Origin of the sequence: Rhodomicrobium sp. R_RK_3 (genome assembly GCF_002198715.1) — a bacterium.
GTDB lineage: Bacteria > Pseudomonadota > Alphaproteobacteria > Rhizobiales > Rhodomicrobiaceae > R-RK-3.
The window spans coordinates 243,385-269,183 of the sequence record NZ_MWLK01000021.1; the positions used below are offsets into that span (position 1 = coordinate 243,385).

General features: G+C 65.0%; 26 protein-coding genes. 11 read left to right on the plus strand and 15 right to left on the minus strand.

Annotation, left to right across the window (positions count from 1 at the left end):
* Nucleotides 1-71: 71 nt before the first annotated feature.
* From BLEFHOIH_RS12055 to BLEFHOIH_RS12065, 3 genes are all read right to left on the minus strand, one after another.
* Nucleotides 72-1,043: a tripartite tricarboxylate transporter substrate binding protein gene (locus BLEFHOIH_RS12055; RefSeq protein ID WP_088345702.1), complete on the minus strand. Its 972-nt coding sequence runs from the start codon at nucleotides 1,041-1,043 to the stop codon at nucleotides 72-74.
* A gap of 150 nt (nucleotides 1,044-1,193) precedes the next feature.
* Nucleotides 1,194-2,837 carry a hypothetical protein gene (locus tag BLEFHOIH_RS12060; protein WP_088345704.1) on the minus strand — a complete coding sequence of 548 codons (1,644 nt, stop codon included), beginning with the start codon at nucleotides 2,835-2,837 and terminating at the stop codon, nucleotides 1,194-1,196.
* A gap of 47 nt (nucleotides 2,838-2,884) precedes the next feature.
* On the minus strand, nucleotides 2,885-3,673 hold the full coding sequence (locus BLEFHOIH_RS12065) for a hypothetical protein (RefSeq protein ID WP_088345706.1): 789 nt from the start codon (nucleotides 3,671-3,673) through the stop codon (nucleotides 2,885-2,887).
* Between BLEFHOIH_RS12065 and BLEFHOIH_RS26200 the strand changes: the two genes are divergently transcribed.
* From BLEFHOIH_RS26200 to BLEFHOIH_RS12075, 3 genes are all read left to right on the plus strand, one after another.
* Nucleotides 3,672-3,947 carry a hypothetical protein gene (locus tag BLEFHOIH_RS26200; RefSeq protein WP_125461676.1) on the plus strand — a complete coding sequence of 92 codons (276 nt, stop codon included), beginning with the start codon at nucleotides 3,672-3,674 and terminating at the stop codon, nucleotides 3,945-3,947. The genes BLEFHOIH_RS12065 and BLEFHOIH_RS26200 overlap by 2 nt on opposite strands.
* Nucleotides 3,948-4,197: 250 nt before the next feature.
* A complete protein-coding gene (locus BLEFHOIH_RS12070) occupies nucleotides 4,198-5,250 on the plus strand; it encodes a fumarylacetoacetate hydrolase family protein (RefSeq protein ID WP_088345870.1) in 1,053 nt (350 codons plus the stop codon).
* 204 nt (nucleotides 5,251-5,454) lie between these two features.
* A complete protein-coding gene (locus tag BLEFHOIH_RS12075) occupies nucleotides 5,455-6,342 on the plus strand; it encodes a dienelactone hydrolase family protein (protein ID WP_088345872.1) in 888 nt (295 codons plus the stop codon).
* Nucleotides 6,343-6,394: 52 nt separating this feature from the next.
* Here BLEFHOIH_RS12075 and BLEFHOIH_RS12080 read toward each other — a convergent pair whose 3' ends face one another.
* Both BLEFHOIH_RS12080 and BLEFHOIH_RS12085 read right to left on the minus strand, forming a co-directional pair.
* A complete protein-coding gene (locus BLEFHOIH_RS12080) occupies nucleotides 6,395-7,402 on the minus strand; it encodes an alpha/beta hydrolase (RefSeq protein ID WP_088345708.1) in 1,008 nt (335 codons plus the stop codon).
* A 177-nt stretch (nucleotides 7,403-7,579) separates the two neighbouring features.
* A complete protein-coding gene (locus BLEFHOIH_RS12085) occupies nucleotides 7,580-8,350 on the minus strand; it encodes a superoxide dismutase (RefSeq protein ID WP_088345710.1) in 771 nt (256 codons plus the stop codon).
* Nucleotides 8,351-8,646: 296 nt separating this feature from the next.
* Here BLEFHOIH_RS12085 and BLEFHOIH_RS12090 point away from each other — a divergent pair, with 296 nt between their 5' ends.
* Nucleotides 8,647-9,429, plus strand: a complete 783-nt coding sequence (locus BLEFHOIH_RS12090) for a trypsin-like peptidase domain-containing protein (protein WP_088345712.1) — start codon at nucleotides 8,647-8,649, stop codon at nucleotides 9,427-9,429.
* Nucleotides 9,430-9,444: 15 nt separating this feature from the next.
* Here the strand turns inward: BLEFHOIH_RS12090 and BLEFHOIH_RS12095 are convergent, their stop codons facing one another.
* From BLEFHOIH_RS12095 to BLEFHOIH_RS12130, 8 genes are all read right to left on the minus strand, one after another.
* Complete coding sequence (locus tag BLEFHOIH_RS12095) at nucleotides 9,445-9,825, minus strand: response regulator (RefSeq protein ID WP_088345714.1); 381 nt, start codon at nucleotides 9,823-9,825, stop codon at nucleotides 9,445-9,447.
* Between the two features lie 86 nt (nucleotides 9,826-9,911).
* On the minus strand, nucleotides 9,912-10,559 hold the full coding sequence (locus BLEFHOIH_RS12100; protein ID WP_088345716.1) for a response regulator: 648 nt from the start codon (nucleotides 10,557-10,559) through the stop codon (nucleotides 9,912-9,914).
* Nucleotides 10,556-12,148 (minus strand): ATP-binding protein, encoded by a 1,593-nt coding sequence (locus BLEFHOIH_RS12105; protein WP_170937121.1) that lies wholly within the window; start codon nucleotides 12,146-12,148, stop codon nucleotides 10,556-10,558. Before BLEFHOIH_RS12105 ends, BLEFHOIH_RS12100 begins: the two co-directional genes overlap by 4 nt.
* Nucleotides 12,149-12,301: 153 nt before the next feature.
* Nucleotides 12,302-13,774, minus strand: a complete 1,473-nt coding sequence (locus tag BLEFHOIH_RS12110) for a YncE family protein (RefSeq protein WP_088345720.1) — start codon at nucleotides 13,772-13,774, stop codon at nucleotides 12,302-12,304.
* A 13-nt stretch (nucleotides 13,775-13,787) separates the two neighbouring features.
* Entirely contained in the window at nucleotides 13,788-14,171 is a 384-nt protein-coding gene (locus BLEFHOIH_RS27250; RefSeq protein WP_348626051.1) for a DUF305 domain-containing protein, read from the minus strand.
* A gap of 102 nt (nucleotides 14,172-14,273) precedes the next feature.
* Nucleotides 14,274-14,453 (minus strand): hypothetical protein, encoded by a 180-nt coding sequence (locus tag BLEFHOIH_RS12120; protein WP_088345723.1) that lies wholly within the window; start codon nucleotides 14,451-14,453, stop codon nucleotides 14,274-14,276.
* Between the two features lie 176 nt (nucleotides 14,454-14,629).
* Nucleotides 14,630-15,253: a sensor histidine kinase gene (locus tag BLEFHOIH_RS12125; protein ID WP_088345725.1), complete on the minus strand. Its 624-nt coding sequence runs from the start codon at nucleotides 15,251-15,253 to the stop codon at nucleotides 14,630-14,632.
* Nucleotides 15,254-15,302: 49 nt separating this feature from the next.
* A complete protein-coding gene (locus tag BLEFHOIH_RS12130; protein ID WP_170937122.1) occupies nucleotides 15,303-15,824 on the minus strand; it encodes an SRPBCC family protein in 522 nt (173 codons plus the stop codon).
* Nucleotides 15,825-16,195: 371 nt separating this feature from the next.
* On the opposite strand from BLEFHOIH_RS12130, the gene BLEFHOIH_RS27515 reads away from it, so the two are divergent.
* From BLEFHOIH_RS27515 to BLEFHOIH_RS12160, 7 genes are read left to right on the plus strand one after another with little or no spacing between them, the layout of a single operon-like run.
* Entirely contained in the window at nucleotides 16,196-16,324 is a 129-nt protein-coding gene (locus BLEFHOIH_RS27515) for a hypothetical protein (protein ID WP_280950638.1), read from the plus strand.
* A gap of 9 nt (nucleotides 16,325-16,333) precedes the next feature.
* Nucleotides 16,334-16,423 (plus strand): K(+)-transporting ATPase subunit F, encoded by a 90-nt coding sequence (locus BLEFHOIH_RS12135; protein WP_088345729.1) that lies wholly within the window; start codon nucleotides 16,334-16,336, stop codon nucleotides 16,421-16,423.
* Nucleotides 16,424-16,434: 11 nt separating this feature from the next.
* Nucleotides 16,435-18,138, plus strand: coding sequence for a potassium-transporting ATPase subunit KdpA (gene kdpA, locus BLEFHOIH_RS12140; RefSeq protein WP_088345730.1), 1,704 nt, complete (start codon nucleotides 16,435-16,437; stop codon nucleotides 18,136-18,138).
* A gap of 19 nt (nucleotides 18,139-18,157) precedes the next feature.
* Complete coding sequence (gene kdpB / locus BLEFHOIH_RS12145) at nucleotides 18,158-20,266, plus strand: potassium-transporting ATPase subunit KdpB (RefSeq protein ID WP_088345732.1); 2,109 nt, start codon at nucleotides 18,158-18,160, stop codon at nucleotides 20,264-20,266.
* Nucleotides 20,267-20,276: 10 nt separating this feature from the next.
* Entirely contained in the window at nucleotides 20,277-20,879 is a 603-nt protein-coding gene (locus BLEFHOIH_RS12150) for a K(+)-transporting ATPase subunit C (protein ID WP_088345734.1), read from the plus strand.
* A 35-nt stretch (nucleotides 20,880-20,914) separates the two neighbouring features.
* A complete protein-coding gene (locus BLEFHOIH_RS12155; protein WP_088345874.1) occupies nucleotides 20,915-23,620 on the plus strand; it encodes a sensor histidine kinase KdpD in 2,706 nt (901 codons plus the stop codon).
* Nucleotides 23,617-24,306, plus strand: a complete 690-nt coding sequence (locus BLEFHOIH_RS12160; RefSeq protein WP_088345736.1) for a response regulator transcription factor — start codon at nucleotides 23,617-23,619, stop codon at nucleotides 24,304-24,306. Before BLEFHOIH_RS12155 ends, BLEFHOIH_RS12160 begins: the two co-directional genes overlap by 4 nt.
* 21 nt (nucleotides 24,307-24,327) lie before the next feature.
* On the opposite strand, the gene soxA is transcribed toward BLEFHOIH_RS12160, so the two are convergent.
* Together soxA and soxX are read right to left on the minus strand one after the other, a co-directional pair.
* Entirely contained in the window at nucleotides 24,328-25,131 is an 804-nt protein-coding gene (soxA, locus tag BLEFHOIH_RS12165; RefSeq protein ID WP_170937123.1) for a sulfur oxidation c-type cytochrome SoxA, read from the minus strand.
* A 45-nt stretch (nucleotides 25,132-25,176) separates the two neighbouring features.
* On the minus strand, nucleotides 25,177-25,638 hold the full coding sequence (soxX, locus tag BLEFHOIH_RS26645; RefSeq protein ID WP_176427216.1) for a sulfur oxidation c-type cytochrome SoxX: 462 nt from the start codon (nucleotides 25,636-25,638) through the stop codon (nucleotides 25,177-25,179).
* Nucleotides 25,639-25,799 lie beyond the last annotated feature (161 nt).

A 25,799-nucleotide genomic window follows, 5' to 3' on the forward strand; every position in this document is an offset into this window, starting at 1 on the left:
CTCTCCCCCCGAGGGAGAGGGCGGGCGCGAAGCGACCGGGTAAGGGGGCTTTACGGCAGCACCCATATGCCTCACTGAACCTTCGCGCCGGAAATCTTCACCACCTCGGCCCATTTGGCGATGTCCTTATCCAGATAGGCCTTGAACTCGGCAGGCGTCATGATCAGCGGCGCCGCGCCTTGCTTCGCCCACATCTCGGTGACATCCGGCCGCTCGAGCACCCTCCTGATCTCGGCATTGAGCTTGTCGACGATCGGCTGCGGCGTGCCTTTCGGGGCCATGATGCCGAGCCATATGGTGGCGCTGTAGCCGGGCACGCCGGCCTCTGCGATCGTCGGGACATTGCCCAGCACGGCGGTGCGCTTGTCGCCCGTCGTGCCGAGCGCCTTGAGCTGCCCGGCCTCGACATTCGGCGCCATCGTCGTCACGGCGTCGAACATCATGTTGACGTGGCCGCCCAGCATGTCGTTGCGCGCGTCGGCGCTGCCCTTATAGGGGACGTGGGTGATATCGGTCTGGGTCATCGCCTTGAACAGCTCGCCGGCCATGTGATAGGGCGTGCCCGGACCGGAGGAGGCATAGGTCAGCTCCTTCGGCTTGGATTTGGCGAGCGCGATGAATTCCTTGAGGTCTTTCGCCGGCACCGAGGGGTGGATCACCATCACCAGGTCGGAATAGTTGACCGGGGCGACGGGAACGAAGTCGTCCATCAGCTTGAACGGCTTGTTCGGCATCAGCGATTCGTTGGTCGTATGGGTGTTCGACATCATGAGCAGCGTGTAGCCGTCGGGCGCCGATTTCGCGACGGCCTCGGTGCCGATCACCGAACCGGCGCCGGGCCGGTCCTCGATGATGAAGGGCTGCTTGAGCGCTTCCGACAGATAATTGCCGACGACGCGGGCATAGACATCGGCGGGTCCGCCCGCGGAGAACGGCACGATGATTTTGACGGATTTTGCCGGATAATCCTGCGCGGCGGCGGGGCTAAATCCGCCAAATGCAAGGACGGCCCCCAGGGCCACGCCCCGTGCCCAGTACGACATGCTCTCCTCCCCATTCCCTTGCCACCGCGTCATTTTAAGGTCTCGCGCGTGTGGTCGAGGCGATGGTAGCCGAACGGCGCCCATCCGCCAAGCGAGCGAACGGAGAGGCACGGAGGCGTGCCCTGCAACCTCTCCCCAGTCTGCGCAGGTTCAGCGATTCCAGCGCGGCCGCTGATTCGACAGACGCCGGGCGATGAACCAGCCGAGCAGCCCGGCGAGGGCCGCGATGAAGGCGAAGAAATAGGTCGATTGCAGAATGATCAGCGGCGCCCCCGCGACCTTGCCGGCGTAGATCAGGCTCCAGGCGACGACGCTGTAAAGAACCGCCCCGATCGAAAACCTGAGCAGCCCGGTCGCCAGCTTAGACAGCCCCTCGCGCTTCGTCGTCAAAAACACCGCCGCGATCAGCAGCACGGCGGCGATGATGAGCAGCATGGACCAGAAGGCGGAGGACGCGCGTGGCCCGAACAGCTCGTTGAAGATCTCACAGCGGGCGGCGGAGCCGATTATGACCGAGCCGTTGTCGATCGGAAAAAAGCACCCCTCGGCCGATTTGTCGACGATGATCGAGATCGGCTCGATCGAGGACAGGAAGATCGCGAAGGCGCCGAGCACGCCGAGATTGGTCGCCGATGCCTGAAGCCTTTGCAGCTCCCTCGTATTGTAGCGCGTCTCCTCGGTCTGCGAGACGATGGCGGCGGTCTGGATGTTCTCCATCACGATGGCGACGCGGCCCCGCAAGCGCTCCAGCCGCACGCCGACGCTGTCGATGAAATCGAAGAGCGGCTGCAGGCTCCGCAGCGCGAACTGGTTGTAGGACACCCAGGATTCGATGTTGCCGATGAGCAGATCCTTGCGCAGGTCGTCGAAGCGCTGGGCATAGAGCTTGGAACGGCTGATGCGGTAGGACAGGCCGCCGACCGCGCGCCTGCCGATCTTGTTCAGCGCCGAGCCGATGGCGAGCAATTGATCCTCGACCTTCTTGTTGAGGTCGGCGAGAGCGATACTCTGCTCGTCCTTGGCATCATCGTCCTGCTTGGACGTCTTGTAGGTCTCCCGGATGTCCTGCCGCTGCTGGATCCACCAGGCGGTGATGTCGTCGAGCTGCTGACCGCGCAGCCGGATATGGCCGCTGGCCTCGCGGATCAGCGACAGGTTTTTTAGCGCGAACAGCCGCATCGTGCCCATGGCGTTGATGCGGTCGACGATGCGGCCGAGCTGGCGCCGGTGCGGCTCGTGCTTGGTCAGGATAAGGTAGCGGACCGGCTCTTCGTCGTTGGGGCCGATCTGCGGGTCGTCGCCATTGCGGCGCCAGGTCTTGCCCTTTTCGTCGGCCAGCTCGGGCAGCGAGCCATAGGGGTCCTCGAACTGGCGGCCGAGGCTTTCACCGCCCTCGTCATAGCCGCTTTCGGAGCCGAGCGCGGTGACGTAGAGCGCCCGCCAGTTCATCACCCCGCAGGCGACATATTCGCGGGAGTCGGCATAGGTTTTCATGCGCCGCACGAATGGCCAGAACGCCTTGACGACGGCATTGGCTTCGGAGCTCGCCCGTTCATCGGAGGGCGCGCGGGGATCGGCGTCGTCGCCGAATTTCGGGAAGCGCCCCTTTCCGGGCGATGCGACGTGCCTGGGATCCGGGATGTGGGTGGCAAGACCGGCCGTGGACATGGCGAGGCCGCGGAAATTGGCGAAGACCCGGCCACGGGGGCCAGCTATGTCCTTCAGCTCGAAGCCGAAATCGCGGCAGAAATCGATCCAGATATCCGAATAGAGATATTTGGTGTCGCGCAGCATCTGCGACGTTGCGGCGATGCCGTCGAGGTCCTCCTCGCCCTCGGCGTTCAGCCGTCCCTGCTCACAAAAATATCGACGATCTCGGTTTTGAGGCCGGGGATCGGGACATCCTTCTTCGGCGTGACGGCCTCGATCGGCAGCAGCGTCCGCTCGATGGCGTCGCCCTTCAGGCGGCTCTCGCACGAGGCCTTGATCGCCTCGACCGCCTTGAAAATGCGCCTGCGCCGCTCGCCGGGCGCCTCGAGCGAGGAATAGACCGAGCCCGAGTGCCAGGATTTGCCGACATCGATGAGGAACGAGATGGCGAAATAGTCCGGCTGCGCTTCGACCTGCACCCTGACCCGGATCGGATCGAAGCCCGGCGCCCGCGCCGCCGATTGCGCCCGCGACGTGCTGGGGTCCTGCCACCAAAGCGTGAAGGCGAGCGTTCCCGGATTGGCGAACTCGGCGCATTCCTCGTCGGGCTCGTGCAGATGGTCGAGCTTGGCGGGCGCCGCCAGCGAGAACATCTTGGCATTGGCCGAGCGGCCTTTCGCCTGCAAACGGTTGAGCAATTCGTTCAGGCAGTCCTGGGCGTCGCCATCGCCGTCCATGATGAGGTGACGCCGCCGATTATGCTCGCGGATCGCATCGTCATAAGCGTTGGGGCTGCCTTCCGCGCTGCTGAATTGCACGTTCTCGGGATCCACGTCGGATTTCGGCCAGACCGCGACATGCCAGATCAGCGTCGGCGCGCCGATTTCCTGCGTCGGGCGCGTATGGGCGGCGCCGAGCAGGGTTCCGTATTGCGGCGTATAGGGCGTTTGCGGGCGCGTATTGACGAAAGGTTTGTTCATGCAATACCTCGGTCAAAATGGAAATGGTCAGCAACAGGCGATCATGAACCGGCAGCGCATCGCGAATTTGCGTCTTCTGCAGGCATGCGGACAAACGGCTTATCAATATGTCAAGTCGAGACCGGGTCGAGGCGGCACGGCGAACAAAATGCTACCGAGGTGTATCGGCGCTATTTTAAGCTCAACTTCGCCAGATCATCGCATCCTTCAGCAAGGTAATAAAGCGGTCAGATCTTATCAAGCTGTCACCGCCAAAGTCAGCCGGACAACTTGAAAAATTTCTCCATAATCATGCGCAACTGGCGATTGCCCGTGCATTGCTGCTGTGCCGGCAAGTGCTCTGGCCCGGGCTGGTGCCTTGAGCTACCCTAGTGGTGACCGCGCGTGGAAAGTCCCCCCGCCGGTTCCGCAAGCGAAGGCAATGCGCTTGCATCGGCCTTGCAGGCCGGATTGCCGCCGGCCCCGATGGCATCGAGGGCCGGTCGTTCCGCTCGCGCGGGCCAAAACAAGCCATGGAGGAAACAATGGAAACGTCACGACGCGATCTGCTGAAGATGGGCGCGGCGGTGGCCGCAACCGGACTTGCCGCGACGGCGAAATCCGACGCGGTCATCGCGCAAACCGCGAGCGCCCAGGCGGCTACCGTTCCGGCCGATAACCGGCTGCGGCTGGTGAGCTACGCGGCCATCGGCAGCGACAGCCCCAAACTTGGGGTCGTCCCGGCGAACGGCACCGTCATCGACGTCGCCAAGGCGGCGCAGGCGGCAGGGCAGACGCTCACCTACGATCCGACGTCGATGGTGGCCTTCATCGAAGCCGGACCGGCGGCGGTGGACCAATTGCGCGCCATCGTCGCCAAGGCGGGCGAGGGCGTACCGTTGAAGGACGTGGCGCTGCTGCCGCCGATCCCGAAATTGTCGCGCAACATCTATGCGGTCGGCTGGAACTATCTCGAGCATTTCGAGGAGGGCAAGGAGATGCGCGACCCGAACCAGAAGATCCCGGAGCATCCGGTGTTCTTCACCAAGGGCGTGCATGTGCTCAACAGCCCCTTCGGCCCCATCCCCTATGATCCGGCGGTCTCGACGCTGATCGACTGGGAGTGCGAGCTGGCGGTCATCATCGGCAAGAAGGGCCGCAACATATCCGAAGCCGATGCCATGTCGCATGTCTTCGGCTTCACCGTCATCAACGATACCACCGCCCGCGACGTGCAGACCACCAAGCATGGCGGCCAATGGTTCAAAGGCAAGAGTTTGGACGGGCATGGTCCGATGGGGCCGTGGGTGATCCCCGCCAGCGACCTCGATCCAAGCAATCTGAAGCTGCAACTCCGGGTCAACGGCGTCATCAAGCAGGACGCCTCGACGAAGCAGATGTATTTCAAGATCCCGCGCATTATCGCCGAACTGTCCTCCGGCCTGACGCTCGAGGCAGGCGACATCATCGCGACGGGGACGCCGCCCGGCGTCGGCCATGCCAGGAAGCCTCCGGAATATCTGAAACCCGGCGATGTGATGGAAACCGAGATCGCCGAGATCGGTACGCTGCGCAACGTGATCCAGGCGCTCGCCTGAGTTTTTGCAATAAGCCCGGCGCGCGATGTGCGCCGGGCCGCTCAGATAATCTCCGCGATCGGCGTTTCTTCCCGCTCTCACGAGAAATTGCGCGGGCGCGCCATCGGCGTGAATTGCTTCCGCCGGAACAATGCCCGAGACGAAAGCTTAAGCCGCAATCTGCTTGAATGCATTTTCACGCCCTTCCAGCAGCCGGAGACCATGATGAGCGAGAATTCCATGCTTCCATCCGACATCCAAGGCTTGACCAAGGCGGCGCCGCTCTCGCGCCGGATGTTCATGTCGGCCGCGACCGCTGCGGCGGCGGGCTATACGCTGGCGGCCGGTCCCGTCCGCGCCGAGGTCGTCACGACGGACACGAGTGGCCTCACGGTCGGCGACGGCAAGGCCAAGGTGGCGGATGGCGAGATGCCGGTCTATTTCGCCCGTCCTGAAGGCAAGGCCAATCCGCCGGTGATCCTCGTCGCGATGGAGATCTTCGGCCTGCATGAATATATCAAGGACGTGACGCGCCGGCTGGCCAAGCTCGGGGCCTTCGCGGTGGCGCCCGACTATTATTACCGCAAGGGTGTCGACCTCACCAAGATCACCGACACCAAGGAACTGATGCCGATCGTCAACGCCAAGCCCGATGCCGAGCTGATGAGCGATCTCGACGCGACCGTCGCCTGGGCGAAATCGCAAGGCGGCGACACCAGCCGGCTCGGCATTCTCGGCTTCTGCCGGGGCGGGCGCTCGGTTTGGGAATATGCCGCCTATAGCGACCAGCTCAAGGCCGGCGTGGCGTTCTACGGCTCACTGGTCGATCCGGCCAACCCGGCCTGGCCGAAGAGCCCGATGCAGCTTGCGCCGGAGATGAAGGCGCCTGTGCTGGGACTTTACGGCGAGGCGGACCAGGGCATTTCCGTCGCCCAGGTCGAGCAAATGAAGGCGGCGCTGGCGGCTGCCGGCAAGACGGCGGAATTCAAGATCTTCCCGGGCGCTCCGCACGGTTTCCATGCCGATTACCGGCCGAGCTACCGCGCCGATGCCGCCCAGGCCGCATGGAGCGACATGCAGGGCTGGTTCAAGACGTACAAGGTGCTCGACTAAGCCTTCGGTTCGCCGGCGCGAACGTCCTCGCGCCGGCTTCTTGCGTCTGGCCTCACTTCGGCGGCAATGCCTTCGCGAGACCGGCAATGAGCGCGTCGTTGAAACGATCTGGGGCCGAGACCTGGGGCGAGTGGCCGAGATCGGGGAACATCACCAGCGATGCGCCCGGAATCTGCGCCGCGATCTTGGGCGCCAGTTCCTTATAATTGCCGATCCGCTTCTTCACCGCGTCGGTGGCGCGGTTCTTGCCGATTGCGGTGTTGTCCAGCGCCCCGATCAGCATGAGCGTTGGCACCTTGATCTCGGGGAGCTCGTAAACCACCGGCTGCATGAACACCATGTCGGAGGTCAGCGCCTGATCCCAGGCCACCGCCTGCTTGCCCTCGCCCTGATACATGCTCGCCTGCATGTCCACCCAGCGATCATATTCCGGCTTCCAGACACCGGCATAGTAGGTGTCGAGCTGATAGGCCTTGATGCTCTGCGCGGTGGTTTTCTGCTCCCCGGCATAAAGCTCATCGACGGTCGTCACCGGCACGCCCTCGGCCTTCCAGTCCTCCAGGCCGAGCGGGTTGACCGTCACCAGCGCCTCGGTGGCCTCCGGATACATCAGCGTGTAGCGGAAGGCCAGCATACCGCCCATCGAGTGGCCCATGATGATGGCCTTGTCGATGCCAAGCGACTTCAACAGCGCATTGGTGTTCGCAGCGAGCTGATGCAGGCCGAACTGATAGGCTTGCGGCTTGCTCGATTTGCAGAAGCCGATCTGGTCGGGCGCGATGACCCGGTAGCCGGCCTTGGCGAGCGCGCGGATCGCCGATTCCCAGGTCGCGGCGCAGAAATTCTTGCCATGCATGGCGACGACGGTGCGCCCGTTCGGCTGGCCCTCCGGCGCGACATCCATATAGGCCATCGAGAGCGGCTGTTGCTGTGAGGTGAACGCGAAACGCTTGACGGGGTAGGGGTACTCGAAGTCGTCGAGCATCGGGCTGGCCGCGGCGACGTTGGCGGCGGCGCAGGAGAGGGCGGCGGCGGATAGCAGGCATCTCAGGAAACGCATTCTGGATCCCATTCGAAATAATGCGGCTGCGGGGCGGGAGCGCGGATGGCGCCGGTCTCCCGCCGGGATTGCGGAACGAAGCAGGCAGGCTGAACGCTGACATTCGTCCGCCTGCCTGCATCCGGGCAAATCAACATTGCTCGACCGGCGCCGCTGCGCCGGTCTGCCGGCCGCAAGTCAGGTCGTCAGCTTTCCGGTCTTGGCCTCGGCATAGCGCTCGCCGACTTTCCCCCAGTCGACGACACTCCACCACGCTTTGAGATAGTCCGGCCGGCGGTTGCGATAGGTCAGGTAATAGGCGTGCTCCCAGACGTCATTGCCGAACAACACCCGGCCGCCTTCCATGAGCGGGGTGTCCTGGTTCGGGCGGCTGACCATGGCAAGTTTGCCGTCGGGCGTCACGGTGACGAACACCCAGCCGGAGCCGAACACTTTTCCGCCCGCCGCGTTGAACTGCTCCTGCATCGTGGCGAAGCTGCCGAAATCGCGGGCGATGGCCTGTTTCAGCTCGCCGGTTGGCTCGCCGCCCTTGCCGCCCATGATGGTCCAGAACATCGAATGGTTGGCGTGGCCGCCGGCATTGTTGCGCACGGCGGTGCGAATGGGCTCCGGCACCGAATTCAGGTTGGCCAGGATTTCGTGCAAGGGTTTTGCAGCGACTTCGGGATGGCCCGCGACCGCCTGATTGAGATTGTTGACGTAGGCCGCGTGGTGCTTGTCATGGTGGAGGCTCATGGTTTCCGCGTCGATGCTGGGGGCATTGCGGTCGGGCGGATAGGGCAGGGGAGGCAGGGTGAACGGCCCGGTCGCGGCGGGCGGAGCGGCGGCGGGGGCCGGGGCCGCGCCGGTCGTCTCGGGCGCGGCTTGGGCGTGGCCGGCGTCGGCGTGCATCGAGGCGAGCGCGGCGCCGAAGACGGCAAGAGCGGCACGTCGGTCAAGATGTGGCATGGGAAGGTTCCTGTGTTGACGCCTTCAAGGGGCGAAGCCTGTCGGATGCGAGCGCCAACCATGCGTGGCGGAAACCTGCCTGAAGCTGGCGGCTCTGGCTGCCCGGCGCGCGGCGTTCGGCCTGGCGTCGCTGGTGGTCCGAGCGGAACCCCTGCGCCCTAACGGTGCGCCGGAGACCGCGTCTTGCCGGGATCGGTTAGCCTCGGCTAACGTTCACCGGACGGGCGCGGTTCCCGGCAAGTTTGGGCGGTGAATGGTCCGCGATTTGGCGCGGTGCATGGGCGGTGTTGGGCGATATGAAGCAATTCTGGCTGGCGTGCCTTGCCGGGCTCATCGCTGCGCCCGGGGCCTGCCCGGCGGCGGGCGATTTGCATCCCGGTATCGTCGGCGAGGACGACCGCGTGCCGGTGCAGTCGGTCGGCGCGCCCTGGGATGCCATCGGCCAGGTCAATGTTAGCGGTTACCGGAATATGAGCATCTGCACCGGCACGCTGGTGGCGCCCGATCTGGTGCTGACGGCCGCGCATTGCCTGATGGACCGCCTGACCGGGGCGCCGTTTCCCTTGCGCAGCATCCATTTCCTGGCCGGCGTGCGTCGAGGCGCGAACCAGGGCCATGCGACGGCAAAATGCCTGCGCTTCCCCGACGGTTACCAATTCATCGCGCCCGATCTGCGGGGAACGCTGCGCTCTGCGCCCAAGGTGCCGATCGCCGCCTTGCGCCAGGACGCCGCGATCATCGTGCTCAACGAAAGGTTGAAGGCCGAACCTGCGGCGCTCGCCGACGCGGCCGCGATCTCGCCCGAGACGCAACTGGTGCACGCCTCCTATCCCGCCGATAGACGCTACGTGCTGTCGATGCATGAGAACTGCCGCCGGCTGGGTGCCGTCGACGAGGGCAGGCTGTGGGCGACAGACTGCGACACGCATCCGGCAAGCTCGGGTGGCCCGGTCTTCATGCGGGGGGAGGGAGGGTTGCAGCTCGCCGCGATCATGGTGGCGACGGCGGGAGGTCAGGCCAATCTGGCGCTGCCGGCGCCGGAGTGGAGCGAGCTGCTGGGAGCGAGGGACTGCCCCTAGCGTGCCGCAGCGGCGCTAAATATCGGGCGAGGGGGGCGCCACGACCATTTTTTGCAGGCAATCGACCAGATCGGCGGCTTCGAATGGCTTTCGCAATATAGCGGCGTCGTTGCCCGCGCGGCGGCGGATGCGCTCCTGGGAAAAGGCGGTGATGAAGATGATGGGCGTGCGCGAGCCCTGCAGGGCAAGCTTTTCATAGAGATCGATGCCGCTCATGCCGGGCATCTGCACATCGCAGATGATGCAGGCGGTCTCGCGCAGCGGGCGTCCGCGCAGAAAATCCTCGGCGGAATGGAAGGCCTCGACCTCGTAGCCGAGCGAGCGCAGCAGGCTGCCTGTCGCATGGCAGACCGACGCGTCGTCGTCGATAACCGAGATGAGTTGCGGCTCTTGCACGATTTCCGTCCTGCCAGCCGCGTCATTGCAGGCTGTTCATGGGGGAACATGCGCTTCGTGACGGTGCAGCGGAATCATACACAGGTTTATCGGGCGGGCTTATCCCGGCGAATTTCCAGCGCTTCGGCCATCCGCACCAGATCGGCGAAGGAGCTGGCTTCCATCTTCCGCATCACCCTGCCGCGGTGAATCTTAACCGTAATCTCGCTAATGCCCAATTCGAAAGCGATCTGCTTGTTCATTAGCCCCGATGCGGCCAGCGCCATGACCTCCTTTTCGCGCTCGCTGAGACACCGATAGCGGGCGCGCTGGTCCTGGATCAGCCCGTCGCCTTCGCGGCGCTGGCGGTCGCGCTCAATGGCGGCGGTGACGGCGTCGAGCATGTCCTGGTCGCGGAAGGGCTTGGCGAGGAAATCCACCGCCCCGGCCTTCATGGCGCGCACCGTCATCGGGATATCGCCATGGCCGGTCATGAAGATGATCGGGATCGCGATGCCGGCCGCCGCGAGCTGGGATTGGAATTCGAGGCCGCCGACCCTGGGCAGGCGGATATCCAGGATGAGGCAGTTCGCCTCGCGCGCGGCGTCGCTGGCCAGAAAGTCCTGGGTGGCCCCGAAGGTCTCGACGCGGAAGCCGACCGAGCGCAAGAGGCTGCCCAGCGCGCTGCGGATGGCTTCGTCATCATCGACGACGGCGACCAGTGGCGCTTCGCCCGCTTGTCCCGGCCCGGTCATGACGCGCCCGGCACGTTCGGCACCAGCAGGACCCGGAAAGTCGCGCCCGGCCCGTCATTGCGCTCGGCGCGGATGCTGCCGCCATGCGCCTCGACGATGGTCTGGCAGATCGACAGGCCCATGCCCATTCCCTGTGGTTTCGTGGTGTAGAAGGCTGTGAAGAGCTGCGCCATCTCCGCGTCCGAGAGGCCGATCCCGCAGTCGCTGACGGCGATCTCCACCAGCCCCTCCTGCGACATCCGCGAGGCGATGCGCAATTCCCGCTCCTCGACCGTCCGCATCGCCTGCATCGCGTTGATCGCCAGATTGATGATCACCTGCTGCAATTGAATACGGTCGACCGAGACTTTCGGCAAGCCCGGAGCGAGCTCGAGCCGCAGCGACACCTCATGCTCGCGCAATTCCTGGTCGACGAGGCTGACCGCCTCCTTGATGACATCGTTGATGTTGAGCCGGATGCGCTGGGGTCCGCTATTCTTGGACAGCGCCCGCAGGCGCTGCACCACATTGGCCGCCCGCCGCCCCTGGCCGACGATTTGCTCGACATTGGCGCGGGCCTCCGCCATGTCGGGAACCGGGCGGTCGAGCCAGCGCAGGCAGGCCTGGCCGTTGCTGACGATGGCGGCCAGCGGCTGGTTCACCTCATGCGCGATCGAGGCCGTCAGCTCGCCGAGCATGGTGACGCGCGACATGTGGGTGAGTTCGGCGCGGGCTTGCTCCAGGGCGCGCTGGACCTTGTTGCGCTCGGTGATGTCCATGACGCTGACCAGCACACTGTTGAAGCGATGCGGCTCCGGAGCGAAGGTCGCGGCGACGAAGACGCTGCGTTTTTCGCCCTTGAAGGTCTGGAGCAGCGACTCGGCTTCATAATAGTCGCGCCGGGCGGCGACCGTCATCAGTAGCCCCTTCAGCATGGGAAGGCTTTCGGACGTGAAGATCTGGGGCAGCGAGGTCATGAGCTGGGTCCTGCTGTCGGCGTCGACCAGCCGCAAGGCGGAATCGTTCACGTCGATGGTTCGGATCAGCGACATGCAGGCGCGCACGAAGGCTGGGTTCTCGCTGAGATAGGCGTCCAGATCGGCAGGGTTGCGGTAGGGGAGCTGGTCCAAGGCGGCGGCGAGCTGGGAATAATCCTCTTCCCAGATGGCGACGGCGGTGGTTTGGAAGATCGACCGGTAGCGCTGCTCGCTAGCGGCCAGCACTTTGGTCGCGGTCTGGTTCTTCACGGCGAGAACGGTGGTGACGGTCAGCGCGGCAAGGCTGATCAGGCAGCGCAGAAACGGCGCTTCCTCCTCAGGGTCACTCGCGTGCCCGATGGCGAAACCGAGCAAGGTCAGCAACGCGCAGCCGGCAGCGATCATGATGACGCCGCGCCGGTCGCTGAAGGTCGCGCCGATCAGCACCACGATGCCATAAAGTACGGCGACGGCGATACCGATCGAACTCAGGCTGTCGAAAAGGAAAATGGCCAGCGCGAGCGCCGCCGCTAGGGCCGGAAAGAGCAGCGGCCGGCCGTGGCCGCTTTCGCCCCGAGGGGCATCCGCTTGGTTCGGCGCATCCGGGCCGAGGGCGCCAGCCTCGTCTGTCAAACCGTCTCCGGTCCGCCGCTCAAGCACGTCCAGACCTCGCATCACGCTTCTGCTTGCACGCGCGATTATGCTGCGTTCAGACACAGATAAGCGCGCCCAGTCCATGTTGCTAGTGGCATGTGCGGGCGCGCGCCACTAGCAGCGTTCCGCCGGCTAATAGCGGGCGGATGAATTCGGTTCGGCCTGGACCTGCACCGGCGCGCCGATCTGGGCGGGCGTGCCGGAGGCGATCACCAGATAGCGGCGGCTGTCCTCGCCGCTCTGGACGATCTGTCGGATCGGGCCGGTCGCGTTGACGATGGCCGACCCGGCCGGGTTCGTCATAAAGGCGGAGATTGGCTCCAGGGTTCCCGAGCCGCTGGGATCGGTCCCGAGCGCCAGCACGTAAGGCTGCTTCGGCTGGAGGCCGGTCACCGACGCTTGCACGACCTGGATCAGCCCCTGGTCGAAAAGCGCGACGCTGGTCGGCGCCTGCGCTGCCGCGTCCCCTCCGACAGCCGCCATCGCCAAATGCGCGGCCTGACCCGCGACGCCCAGCGGCTGGAGACCTTGCGTGCCGTCGCCTTCCGGCACGGCATTGGGGACGTAGTTGACCGCCTGCGGCGCCTGCCCGATCGGGACGGTGGCGACGACCTTGTTGGTGGCGGTGTCGATGGCGGCGAGCGCGTCGGCGTTTTCCAGCCCGACATAGATCCGCGTCCCGTCGCCGGACGGCCAGACGCCATGCGGCAGCGGCCCGGTCGGGATAGTCGCGACCTGCGAGAAATCGTCGGTGCGGAAGACTTTCACCAGATTGAGCCCGCCGATCGAGACATAAGCGAAAGTGCCCTGCGGCGTGGCGGCGAAATTGACGTGGTTGGTGATCGGCCCGGTCTCCATGCTTTTGAGCACGGCGAAGGGGGGCTTGGCCTCGAACACCGTGACGCGGCCTGTATCCTTCAGCGTGAACCAGACCTGCTTGCCGTCCGGGGTAGCGGCGATGTTCGGGCAGAAGGGCGAATCCTGCTTCACCCTGCCGACGACCTTATGATCGGCGACCGTGACGATGGCCGTTTCCGGATTGAAGGAGGAGCAGACGTAACCGTATTTGCCGTCCGGCGAAAAAATCTGCATCCCCGGGCCGCCGGCGACCTTGATACGCGCTGTCTCCTCAAAACTCTTGCTGTCCAGCACCGAGACGTAATCCTCGCCGCGCACAGTCACCCAGACTTCCTTGCCGTCCGGCGTGAAGAAGGCTTCATGCGGCGAGCGGCCGACATAGGTGGTGTGCTTGACCGCATTGGTCGCCGTGTCGATGAAGGTGACGGAGTTCGAGCCGATCGAGACGACGGCGATGGTCTTGTGGTCCGGCGAAAAGCCCATGCCGTGCACGAGCACCTGCCCCTTGTAGAGCGGGCTGAAATTGGCCGGCTGCGGATCGCCGAGCCGGATCACGCCGAGCAGTTTGTTGGCGGCTGGGTCGGTCACGGAGATGGTGTTGGAAAATTGCTCGGCGGCGTAGACGCGGTCGCGGCTGCTGAGGGGGATGTCCCGGTCGGAGGCGGCGCCCGGGGCCTGTCCGGCGCTTGCGGGCAGCGGCGCGGCGACGGCGGCCAGCAAAGCCAGCATCAACGTTTTGCGCGTCATGGGCGTCGGTCTCCTATTTCGGCGGCATGGGGTGATTGTGGTGGGGCATCGCGCCGCTCTCCGGAGTGGACGGCGGCGGATCGCCGATCGCATGACGCATGACAGTAATTTCCTGCCCCTGCGCGACGACGATCTCCTGCGCGAGCCGGCTCAATTGTTCGTTCTTACCGTAGCGCAGATAGGCTCTGGCCATGTCGATCGCACCCTGATGGTGGGGCGTCATCATGGCGACGAAATCGCGGTCGATGTCGCCGGTCGGCTTGGCCGCCATGTCGGTCATCATCTTGGTCATGGCGGCGTCGTTTTCAGCGAGGAAATCCGCCTCGGCCTGGGTCGGCTCCGTTGCGGAGGGCTTGTCCTGGGCATCGGCGAGGGAAAGCGGGGCAAGGCTCAGCAAAGCTGCGAAGGCGAAGCTCCGGACGTTTCTTGCGGGTGCATGGCGCGCGTTCAGACTGGCTCTCCGGCGATTGAAGCTGTCGGGATAGGGCGGCGTCCGGCGTTATTTCCCGTCGCGCTGCATTTGCTCGAAATAGGTCTTTGCCGGCACGGACCGGTCGTCGAGATGCGCCGGCGACCAGTTGTCCCGGTGCCTATGTTCGCCGCGCGAGGCCGCCATTGCGGGCGCAAGAGCTGCCAGCAGGGCTCCGGCGACCACCGTCGCCAGCACGATTTTGCTCATTATCATTCTCCATCACCTGGGAGGCTGTGCCGCCTTCTCAACCAAAGTAATGAAGATTTATTGGAGATCAACGCACGGATACTCAGCTCTTATTTACCAGAGCGTGAACGGGCGTGACCGCATTTTAAGGGATAGGGGTCGGCGAAGCGCGATCATTCACGCTCCGGCCGATCGATTCAGCGTTCGGCCGGAAACACGACGGCCGCGGCGGATCCTTGCGCACCGAAATGCTGCTGGAACCGTCCGCCAAGGCACGCGGCCAGATCCTTGATGATCCGGAGCCCGCGCCCGGGCCGGACTTCCCTCTGAGCGGTGCCGTCATCCGAGACGCGGCATTGGATCACCGCGCCCGACATCGCGACCTCCACCCGGACTTCGCCGCCATTGTCGCCGTCGAAGGCGTGGCGGGCGGCGTTGGTGATGAGCTCGTAGACGATCATGCCAAGCAGCCAGCAGCGCTCCGAGTCCAGCACCACCGGATGTTCGGTCAGCACTAGCGAGATATTGCGCCGGTCGAGCTTGGACCGGCTGATCGACCGGCAGAGCTGGCGCAGATAGGCCGCGACATCGACGGCAGTGCTCTGCTCCGGCATCTGCAGCGCCCGGTGCACGCTGGTGTAATTCTCCAGCCGCTCCATCACCGCGGCCAATGTCGCCTTGGCCTCGGCGTTCTCCGAGCGCGAGGCGGCGAGCGAAATCATCCCGGCCGCGCTGGCGAGCTCATTATTGATCCGGTGAGTCAACTCGCGCATCAAGAGACGCTCTTCGGAGGGCGACGTCCTGCTGGTTGCAAGTTCCATGGGAATACTCCTTTGAACAGACGCAATTGGGGGAGGCAGCGGCCAGCGCTCAGCCCTCCGAGAGAAGCTTCAGTCCGCGAATCCAGAGATCGTGGCTCATATCGATGGCTTGCGGGTCGAGGTCCCGGAGCGCCCGGGCGATAGGCCCCTTGCCCACCATTTGCGTCACCACGTGGCAGCCTGGGCCCTTATCCATCAATAGCCAGACGTGGTAGCTGTTCAGGCCACCGCCATCGCCGTGCCAGCCGATCCGGCTCTCGGGCACGAATTCATGCACCCGGCTTTCGACGTCGATGCCGAAGGTGCTCCATCTGAAGCGGCTACCCGATGCGAGCAGGCCGGCGACGGAATTCAGGACGCGGACATTGACGGCGTTCGAATACCATTGCGGCCATTTGCCGGCCGCGATCAGGTGCCACCAGACGGTGGCGCGGGGCGCCTTGATGAAAATCTCATTATGCGAGAACAGCTCGGCGTTGCCGGGCGAGAACTGCGCCGGCCAGCTCAACCCCGGCCCCTGCAATATCATGTCGTCCTGCATCACCGACGCGCCCCTGATTGGCATTGTCATTCTATTCAACTCGACTCCCAGACTAACGGCGCGGCGGGCGGGCTGCATTCACGCCGCGGGCTCGATTTGTAGGATCTTGGGATTATCGGGTTATACCGACGTATGATGCCGGGCGATCACCACACGGGATGGCGTCGAGGCGTTCAAGATCTCGCAACGGGGCTGTGATAGCTTTTGCGCTATGCCGGAGTGGTCAGCGGCAGGCGATCTGGCGGGCGGCCAAAATTTCCTTACCGAATTTTTACGCGGGTGCCCGTCCTCCAGTCTCGAAAATTTATGGCCCCGATGGCTAATAGCGTGGGTGCCGCCTCAATTCGGATCGCGGCGGCAGGCGGCTGCGCGGCCGCCCAGGTGAGGTCACTCAAAAAGTGATGATCCTGCAAATTTTACCGCATGATTCCTTCAAGGAGCGTCCCTTGCTCGACTTCACCCTCATCGCCATCGGCGTCGGCTTTTTCGTCGTCGCGGCCGCGTTCGCCTATGTCTGCGACCGCCTTTAGGAGACACCCATGAGCTTCGATCTCTGGCTTGCCGGTATCGTCGCGGCGGTGCTGCTGGTTTACCTGACATATGCGCTGCTGCGCCCCGAGCGCTTCTGAGGACCTGACCTATGACACTCAACGGCTGGATACAAATCCTGCTTTTCTGCGCGCTCGTGCTCGTGCTCGTGAAACCGCTGGGCGGCTACATGACGCGCGTTTTCGCCGGCGAGCGCACTTTGTTGTCGCCTGTCCTGCGTCCAATCGAGGGCGGCCTTTACTGGCTCGCCGGCGTGGATAGCGGGCGCGAGCAGCATTGGCGCACATATCTCGCCAGCATGCTCCTCATCAACGCGGCCGGCTTCGTGCTGCTCTACGCCATCATGCGCTACCAGGACCTCTTGCCGCTCAATCCGCAAGCCATGTCGGCCGTGGCGCCGGACCTTGCCTTCAACACGGCGGTCAGCTTCGTCACCAACACCAACTGGCAGAATTACGGCGGCGAAAGCACGATGTCCTATCTCGTGCAGATGTCTGGGCTGACGGTGCAGAACTTCCTGTCCGCGGCAACCGGCATCGCGCTCGCCGTCGCGCTGATCCGCGGCTTCTCGCGCGCCTCGGCCAAGACGCTCGGCAATTTCTGGGTCGATCTGACCCGGATCACGCTCTACATCCTGCTGCCGGTCTGCGTCGTCTTCGCGCTCGTCCTGGTCTTCCTCGGCATCCCGCAGACCTTGGGCGCCTATGTGAACGCCACCACGCTCGAAGGCGCGCAGCAGACCATCGCGGTCGGGCCGGTCGCCTCGCAGATCGCCATCAAGATGTTTGGCACCAATGGCGGCGGCTTCTTCAACACCAATGCCGCTCATCCCTTCGAGAATCCGGACGCGCTCAGCAACCTCTTGCAGATGGTCTCGATCTTCGCCATCGGCGCGGCTCTCACCAACGTCTTCGGCCGCATGGTCGGCGACGAGCGGCAGGGCTGGGCGATCCTGGCGGCGATGGGTGTGCTGTTCATGGCCGGCGTCATCGTCACCTACTGGGCGGAAGCGGCGGGCAACCCGGCCTTCGCGCAGCTTGGCCTCGATGGCGGCAACATGGAGGGCAAGGACGTCCGCTTCGGCATCGCCCTGTCGTCGCTGTTCGCGGTCATCACCACGGCAGCCTCATGCGGCGCGGTCAACGCCATGCATGACAGCTTCACCGCGCTCGGCGGCATGATCCCGCTCATCAACATCCAGCTCGGCGAAGTCATCGTCGGCGGCGTCGGCGCGGGCCTCTACGGCATGTTGGTCTTCGTCGTCATCGCCATCTTCGTCGCCGGCCTCATGGTCGGCCGCACGCCGGAATATCTGGGCAAGAAGATCGAGGCGAAGGAGGTCAAGATGGCCATGCTCGCCATCCTCATCCTGCCGCTGATGTATCTGGGCTTCTCGGCCATCGCGACGGTGCTGCCGGCTGCGGTCGCCTCGATCGCCAATGCCGGGCCGCACGGCTTCACCGAGATCCTCTATGCCTTCACCTCGGCGACCGGCAATAACGGCTCGGCCTTCGGCGGCCTGACCGGCAACACCTTCTTCTACAATCTGACGCTTGGCATTGCGATGCTGTTCGGGCGGTTCTTCGTGATCATCCCGGCCTTGGCCATCGCCGGCTCGCTGGTGGAAAAGAAGCGCGTGCCGGTATCGGCCGGCACCTTCCCGACGACCGGCCCGCTCTTCGTCGGCCTGCTCGTCGGCGTCATCCTCATCGTCGGCGGCCTGACCTTCTTCCCGGCGCTCGCGCTCGGGCCGATCGTCGAGCACCTGTCGATGCAAGCCGGCACATTGTTCTAAGATACTCGGAGTTCTGAAAATGGAATCCTCCACACGCAGGCCGGCTTCGCTCTCGGCCATGGCCGACCCGAAGATCGTGTTTCCCGCGATCCGCGCCGCCTTCGTCAAGCTCGACCCGCGCACGCTCGCCAGAAATCCGGTGATGTTCGTCGTCGAGATCGTGACGGTCCTGACCACGGTCCTGTTCATCCGCGATGTCATCAACGGCGCGGATGGCCTCGGCTTCACCTTCCAGATCCTACTCTGGCTCTGGTTTACCGTGCTGTTCGCCAATTTCGCCGAGGCCATCGCCGAAGGGCGCGGCAAGGCGCAGGCGGACTCGCTGCGCCGTCAGCGTACCGAGACCCAGGCCAAGCTGCTCTCGCCCGACCGCCGGACGCAGAGCCTGATCCCCGGCACCAACCTGAAGGTCGGCGATATCGTCATGGTCGAGGCGGGCGACATCATTCCCTCCGACGGCGAGGTGATCGAGGGCATCGCCACGGTCAACGAAGCCGCGATCACCGGCGAATCGGCCCCCGTCATCCGCGAATCCGGCGGCGACCGCTCGGCCGTCACCGGCGGCACCCAGGTGCTGTCGGACTGGATCATCGTGCGCATCAGCGCCGCCCCCGGCTCCACCTTCCTCGACCGCATGATCCGGCTCGTCGAAGGCGCCGAGCGGCAGAAGACGCCGAACGAGATCGCGCTCAACATCCTGCTCGCCGGCCTGACCATCATCTTCGTCTTCGCCGTTGCGACGATCCCGAGCTTTGCCACCTATGCGGGCGGCACGGTGCCGGTGGTGGTGCTGGTCGCCCTGTTCGTGACGCTGATCCCAACGACTATCGGGGCGCTGCTCTCCGCCATCGGCATCGCCGGCATGGACCGTCTCGTGCGCTTCAACGTGCTTGCCATGTCCGGACGCGCGGTTGAAGCGGCGGGCGACGTCGACACGCTGCTGCTCGACAAGACCGGCACCATCACGCTCGGCAATCGCGAGGCGGTGGAGTTCAAGCCGCTGCGGGGCGTCACCGAGTCCGAGCTGGCCGATGCCGCACAGCTTGCCTCGCTCGCCGACGAGACGCCGGAAGGCCGCTCGATCGTCGTGCTCGCCAAGGAGAAATACGGCATTCGCGGCCGAGAGGTCGCCGAACTCGGCGGCAAGTTCATCCCGTTCACGGCGCAGAGCCGGATGAGCGGCATGGAGGTCGGCGGCTCCTGGATCCGCAAGGGCGCCGTGGACAGCGTGCTGAACTTCGTCAACGGCCCCGGCCCCTTCGCCGGCACCGGCGGCGCGGCCATTGCGGCCAAGCCCATGGTCAGCGCCGAAGCCGCGCGCGAGCTGACGGCGATCTCCGACCAGATCGCCAAGGCCGGCGGCACGCCGCTCGCCGTTGCCCGCGACGGCAAGCTGCTCGGCGTGATCTACCTGAAGGACATCATCAAGGGCGGCATCCGCGAGCGCTTTGCCGAGCTCCGCCGCATGGGCATCCGAACCGTCATGATCACGGGCGACAACCCGCTGACGGCCGGTGCCATCGCGGCCGAAGCGGGCGTCGACGACTTCCTCGCCCAGGCGACGCCGGAAGACAAGCTGCGCCTGATCCGCGACGAACAGGCCAAGGGCAAGCTGATCGCCATGTGCGGCGACGGCACCAACGACGCGCCGGCGCTCGCCCAGGCCGATGTCGGCGTGGCGATGAACACCGGCACGGTCGCCGCGCGTGAAGCGGGCAACATGGTGGACTTGGACTCCAACCCGACCAAGCTCATCGAGATCGTGGAGATCGGCAAGCAATTGCTGATGACGCGTGGTGCGCTGACCACCTTCTCCATCGCCAATGACGTGGCGAAATATTTCGCCATCATCCCGGCGATCTTCCTGTCGTTCTACCCGCAGCTCGGCGCGCTGAACGTCATGCATCTCGCCAGCCCGCAGAGCGCGATTCTGTCGGCGATCATCTTCAACGCGCTGGTCATCGTCGCCCTGATCCCGCTGGCGCTCCGCGGCGTGAAATACCGCGCCATGGGGGCGGGGCAACTGCTCTCGCGCAACCTCTTGATCTACGGCGTCGGCGGCATCGTCGCCCCCTTCATCGGCATCAAGATCATCGACCTCGCCGTCGCAGCCTTGCACCTCGCGTAAGGAGGGAACAATGAAACAGATACGAGCCGCGCTCGTCTTCCTGATCGGCTTCACGATCATCACCGGCCTTGCCTATCCGCTGGCCATCACCGGCATCGCCCAGGCGATCTTCCCGACCCAGGCCAATGGCAGCCTGATCGAGCGGGGCGGCACCGTCGTAGGCTCGAAGCTGATCGGGCAGCAATTCTCCAGCGACCGCTATTTCCATGGCCGCATCTCCGCAACCGTAGGACCGGACCCGGCGGACCCCAGCAAGACCACGGCGCAGCCCTATAATGCGGCCAATTCCGGCGGCTCCAATCTGGGGCCGACCAACAAGGCGCTGATCGACCGCGTCGCCGCCGATGTGGAGAAGTTGAAGCAGGAAAACCCCGGCGCGGAAGTGCCGATGGACCTCGTGACCTCGACCGGCAGCGGCCTTGATCCGCACATCTCGCCGGAGGCTGCCCGCTTCCAGATCCCGCGCGTCGCCAAGGCGCGCAATATCTCGGAAGATCAGGTCAGCACGCTGGTCGAGCAGCATGTCGAGCAGCGCCTGGTCGGTGTGCTCGGCGAACCGCGCGTCAATGTGCTGGCGCTCAATCTGGCACTGGACCAGATTGCCGCCCAGTAATGTCTTAGATCACCGCCCCGAGGCACCGAATGTCGATAGCAGACGAACGGCGCGATCCCCGGCAACGGCCTTCACCCGAGGCGTTGCTGGAAGCTGTCCGCCGCGAGGATCGGACCACGGGGCGGCTCAAGATCTTTGTCGGCGCCGCCCCCGGCGTCGGCAAAACCTATGAAATGCTTCGGGAGGCGCATGACAAGGTCAGGCAGGGCATTGATGTCGCAGTCGGCGTGGTCGAGACGCATGGGCGCAAGGAAACCCAGGCGCTTCTCGACACGCTCGACATCGTTCCGCTCCGGACGACCGAGTATCGCGGCCGCACCATCCAAGAGATGGATCTCGACGCCGTGATCGCCCGCCGGCCCGGCATCGCCCTGGTGGACGAACTCGCCCACACCAACGCGCCCGGCAGCCGCCATCCCAAGCGCTATCAGGATGTGCAGGAGCTGCTGGACCGCGGCATCGACGTCTATACCACCGTCAACATCCAGCACCTCGAGAGCCTGAACGACGTCATCGCGCAGATCACCCGCATCCGGGTGCGCGAGACCGTCCCCGACGAAATCTTCGACCGCGCCCATGCCGTCGAACTCGTCGACCTCGCCCCGGAGGAACTGATCCAGCGCTTGCAGGAAGGCAAGGTCTACATTCCCAAACAAGCCGACCGGGCGCTGAAGCATTTCTTCGCGCCGGAAAATCTGACCGCCCTGCGCGAGCTGACGCTGCGCCGCATCGCCGATCAGGTCGATGACGAACTGCTCAACCAGATGCAGGCGCGCGCCATTCCCGGCCCCTGGGCGGCGACCGAGCGCGTGCTGGTCTGCATCAGCGAGGACCCGCGCGGCGCCGGCCTCGTGCGCTACGGCAAGCGCCTGGCGGACCGGCTGCACGCGTCGTGGACCGCCATCTATCTGGAAACGCGCCGCAGCAGCGAGCTGAGCGAGGAGGAACGCGACCGCATCGCCGACATGCTGCGCCTCGCCGAGATGCTGGGCGGTGACGCGGCCTCGCTCCCCGGCGGCGAAATCTCCGTCGCCGACGACATCATGCGCTACGCGCAGGCCAACAACGTCACCCAGATCGTGGTCGGCAAGTCTGACCGGTCGCGCTTGTTCGAAATGCTGCATGGCTCGGTGGTGCATGACCTCGTCCGCCGCTCCGGCACCATCAGCGTGCATGTGATCGCGGGCGAGACGGTCGCCGGCGAACCGATTGCGCGCAAGACCGTGAGCGCCGCGCCCGAGCCGCCCGCGGCCCGGCTGCCCTATGCCGTGGCCGCCGGGGCGATCGTCGCCGCGCTCGGCTTCGCCATGCTGATCCAGCCGTGGTTCGGCATCGAGAATGTCGATCTGGTGTTCCTGACCGCCATCGTGGCGACGGCGGCGCGGTTCGGCCTCGGCCCGTCGCTGTTCGCCAGCGTCATGGCCATGCTGTGCTACAATTTCTTCTTCATCCCGCCGCTCTACACCTTCACCATCGGCGACGCCAAGAATGTCGCGGCCTTCGTCTTCTTCGCCATCATGGCTGTCATCGTGTCGAACGTCGCGGCGCGGGTGCGCAGCCAGGCGCTTGCCGCGATGGACCGGGCGCGGGCGACGCAGCGGCTCTATGCCTTCAACCGTAAGCTGGCCGGCATCGGCACGCTCGACGACGTACTCTCGGCGACCGCCTATCACATCGCGACCATGCTCAATCTGCGGGCGGCGGTGATGCTTCCCGGCAAAAGCGGGCTGGCGGTCAAGGCCGCCTATCCGGCCGCGCCGGAGATGGGCGAGGCGGATCTGGCGGCGGCGCGCTGGACCTGGGATCACCACCGCACCGCCGGCCGCGGCTCGGCGACGCTGAGCGGGGCCAAATGGCTGTTCCTGCCGATGCGCACCGGGCGCGGCGCCATCGGCGTCATCGGCATCGATGGCGACGACCCCGGCCCCTTGCTGACGCCGGAGCAGCGCCGCCTGCTCGAGGCGCTGATCGGTCAGGGCGCGCTGGCAATTGAGCGCGTTCGGCTGGTCGAGGACATCGACCGGGTGAAGCGCACCGCCGAGGCCGACAATCTGCGCGCGGCGTTGCTGACCTCCATCTCGCACGATCTGAAGACGCCGCTCGCCTCGGTGCTCGGCGCGGCGACGACATTGCGCGAGGTCGGCACTCTCGCCGACAGCGAGCGCGCCGAGCTGCTCGCCACCATCATCGACGAATCGGAGCGGTTGAACCGCTTCATCTCCAATCTCGTCGACATGACCAAGCTGGAATCGGGCGCCGTCCTGCCCAATGTCGCGCTCGAGCATATCGACGACATCGTCGGCAGCACACTGGAGCGTGGGCGCAAGATCCTCGCCAATCATCTGATCGAATTGCAGATCGCCGCCGGCCTGCCGCCGCTCTTGCTGGATCCCGTCCTGATCGAGCAGGCGCTGTTCAACATCCTCGACAACGCCGCGAAATATGCGGCCGAGGGCACCACGATCAGCATCCGGAGCTGGCGCGACCGCGATATGGTATGGTTGCAGATCACCGATGAAGGCGATGGCATTCCACCGGCGGAGCTGGAGCTGATCTTCACCAAATTCCATCGCGCCAAGAAGGGCGATCAGGTGCGGGCGGGGACGGGCCTCGGCCTTGCCATTGCGCGCGGCTTCATCGAGGCGATGCAGGGCACGATCAGCGCCGCCAACCGCAGCGACCGGCCGGGCGCGATCTTCACCATCAGCTTTCCGATCCCGCCCGAGGAGCGCGCCGAGTGAGCGCAACGCCCATCCGCGTCCTGGTCGTCGATGACGAGCCGCCGATCAGAAAACTCCTGCAGGTGGGCCTCGGCACGCAGGGCTATCAGATCCTCGACGCCGCCGACGGCGCGGCGGCGCTCGCCATGATGGATGCGAGGCCCGATCTGATCCTGCTCGACCTCGGCTTGCCCGACATGGCCGGGCTCGATCTGCTGCAGCGGATGCGCGCCAAGGCCAAGCATGTGCCGATCCTGATCCTGTCCAGCCGGGGCGATGAAAAGGCCAAGATCGAGGCGCTCGACCTGGGCGCCGACGATTATGTGACCAAGCCTTTCAGCATGAATGAGCTGTTTGCGCGCATCCGGGCGGCCTTGCGTCATCAATTGCAGGCGCAGGGCGAGACCTCGGTGTTCCAGGTGGACGAGCTGAGCGTCGATCTGGTGCGCCGTATCGTCAAACTGGGCGACAAGGAGATCAAACTGTCGCCAAAGGAATACGACCTGCTCCGCATCTTCGTGCAGCATGCGGGCAAGGTGCTGACCTACAAGTTCCTGCTGAACGCGCTTTGGGACGGCTTCACCGACACCCAATATCTGCGCGTCTACGTGCGCCAGCTCCGCCGCAAGATTGAGCCCGACGCCGAGCAGCCGCATTACATCCGCACCGAAACCGGCGTCGGCTACCGTCTGCGCGCCGCTGATTGAGCGGGGCCGCTCCCGTAGGCGCTACCGCCGCACCGCGGGAGCCTCGACGGGGAGCCCGTTGCCGCGCCATGCGACGTACAGCTCCAGCGCCGCTTCCTCGTCGCCGCCTTTTGGCAGCGGCTCGGCCTTCATCATCCGGAAGCACATCGCAAGCTGGCCCTGGACCGAGGTAAATCCTGGTGGCTCGCGGTGGAAGGTGGGGAAGCCGTTGGTGTGGCCCTGGCTGATGATCCGGCTGCGCAGCGATTTGCCGTAAAGGCTGTTGTGGCAGCCCGCGCAGGACATGCCGAGCTGGCCCATGCGGGTCTCATAGATCGTACGGCCGCGCTCGAAAGCCGGCTGCGCGTCGCCGTCCACCCGAACATTGACCGGAACGCCGCGCGATTGCAGCCGAAGGAAGGCCGTCATCCCAAGCAATTCGTCCGATTCGGGCAGCCAGCTCGGCGCGCCCATCTTCTCGTAGCGGCAAAGATTGATGCGCTCCTCCAGGGTCACCACCCGTCCCGCCCGCGCATCGAATTTGGGATATTCCGCCGCCTTGCCGCGCATGGATTCGGCGGCGGTGCGATGGCAGGCGGCGCAGGATTTGCGCTCTGTGCCTTCGGCCTGCGTCCATGCGCCTTCGCCGCGCCCTACCCAGGCGAAACCGGGATTGTCGAAGTCGTCGTCTTGCAGGGCGCGGATATCAAGCGGGGTGAAGTAGTAGCCTGAAATCAGCTCGTTCAGCGGGTTGGCCGGGTCTTTCGGCGGCAGCGCGCGGCGGTCCTGGCCAACGGCGGCGAAGGCGAGCGCGAAGGCCAGCGCCGTCACCCCCGCGGCGGCCACGACAAACGCCTCCCCTTTCCTCCCCATCCTACCCCCGCTGGCGCATCACTTCAGGTTCTTCAGAAAGGCGATCACATCCTCGACCTCGCCGGCCGACAGGATGGGTTTGCCGGCAAGGCTCGCCGGCACGCGGGCAAAATCGGGCGGCGCGTGGAAAGCGGGCATCACGGTTTTCGGGAAAAGCGGTTTCGGATCGACGATGAGCTGGCGCAATTGCGCCTCGGTATAACGCCCGCCGACGCCGTTCAGGCTCGGGCCGAGATTGCCGTGCGAGGGCTCCTCGCTGATCACCGGCACGCGGTGGCAGGCGAGGCAATCGCCCTTATCGGCGTCCGCCATCAGCGCCCTGCCGCGCGCCGGATCGCCGATCGAGCCGGTCAACGAGGCGATGATGCCCACCAGATCGGTCGGCGAGGCCGATTTTAGGGTCGGCTCTGCTTGCAGGAAATAACCGGAGGTCTTGGGCTTGCACTGAGCCGCATGGGCGGGCGCGCCGGCAAGCATCATCGCGGCAAAGCACCCTCCCACGCCTCTCAGCCAAAGCGTCATCCTGCTCAAGAAGGTCCCCGGGTCGAACGGCAATCCTGAATGAACCGCATCGAGATCAAGCCTTGAAATCGTATACAAAGGTCGCCCGATCGGCGGCACTCTAATGCAGGGCGGGGCGG

Coding starts and splice junctions, on each gene's coding strand:
- BLEFHOIH_RS12060 (WP_088345704.1), bottom strand. CDS start 2,837: ATGCTGCGCGACACCAAATATCTCTATTCGGATATCTGGATCGATTTC.
- soxX (WP_176427216.1), bottom strand. CDS start 25,638: ATGATGCTTGCCGGCGCGCCCGCCCATGCGGCTCAGTGCAAGCCCAAG.
- BLEFHOIH_RS12100 (WP_088345716.1), bottom strand. CDS start 10,559: ATGACCGGGCCGGGACAAGCGGGCGAAGCGCCACTGGTCGCCGTCGTC.
- BLEFHOIH_RS26200 (WP_125461676.1), top strand. CDS start 3,672: ATGCAATACCTCGGTCAAAATGGAAATGGTCAGCAACAGGCGATCATG.
- BLEFHOIH_RS12135 (WP_088345729.1), top strand. CDS start 16,334: ATGAGCTTCGATCTCTGGCTTGCCGGTATCGTCGCGGCGGTGCTGCTG.
- BLEFHOIH_RS12085 (WP_088345710.1), bottom strand. CDS start 8,350: ATGCCACATCTTGACCGACGTGCCGCTCTTGCCGTCTTCGGCGCCGCG.
- kdpB (WP_088345732.1), top strand. CDS start 18,158: ATGGAATCCTCCACACGCAGGCCGGCTTCGCTCTCGGCCATGGCCGAC.
- BLEFHOIH_RS12120 (WP_088345723.1), bottom strand. CDS start 14,453: ATGAGCAAAATCGTGCTGGCGACGGTGGTCGCCGGAGCCCTGCTGGCA.
- BLEFHOIH_RS12075 (WP_088345872.1), top strand. CDS start 5,455: ATGAGCGAGAATTCCATGCTTCCATCCGACATCCAAGGCTTGACCAAG.
- BLEFHOIH_RS12150 (WP_088345734.1), top strand. CDS start 20,277: ATGAAACAGATACGAGCCGCGCTCGTCTTCCTGATCGGCTTCACGATC.
- kdpA (WP_088345730.1), top strand. CDS start 16,435: ATGACACTCAACGGCTGGATACAAATCCTGCTTTTCTGCGCGCTCGTG.
- BLEFHOIH_RS12070 (WP_088345870.1), top strand. CDS start 4,198: ATGGAAACGTCACGACGCGATCTGCTGAAGATGGGCGCGGCGGTGGCC.
- BLEFHOIH_RS12065 (WP_088345706.1), bottom strand. CDS start 3,673: ATGAACAAACCTTTCGTCAATACGCGCCCGCAAACGCCCTATACGCCG.
- BLEFHOIH_RS12110 (WP_088345720.1), bottom strand. CDS start 13,774: ATGACGCGCAAAACGTTGATGCTGGCTTTGCTGGCCGCCGTCGCCGCG.
- BLEFHOIH_RS12125 (WP_088345725.1), bottom strand. CDS start 15,253: ATGGAACTTGCAACCAGCAGGACGTCGCCCTCCGAAGAGCGTCTCTTG.
- BLEFHOIH_RS12090 (WP_088345712.1), top strand. CDS start 8,647: ATGAAGCAATTCTGGCTGGCGTGCCTTGCCGGGCTCATCGCTGCGCCC.
- BLEFHOIH_RS12080 (WP_088345708.1), bottom strand. CDS start 7,402: ATGCGTTTCCTGAGATGCCTGCTATCCGCCGCCGCCCTCTCCTGCGCC.
- BLEFHOIH_RS27515 (WP_280950638.1), top strand. CDS start 16,196: ATGATCCTGCAAATTTTACCGCATGATTCCTTCAAGGAGCGTCCCTTG.
- BLEFHOIH_RS12055 (WP_088345702.1), bottom strand. CDS start 1,043: ATGTCGTACTGGGCACGGGGCGTGGCCCTGGGGGCCGTCCTTGCATTT.
- BLEFHOIH_RS12130 (WP_170937122.1), bottom strand. CDS start 15,824: ATGACAATGCCAATCAGGGGCGCGTCGGTGATGCAGGACGACATGATA.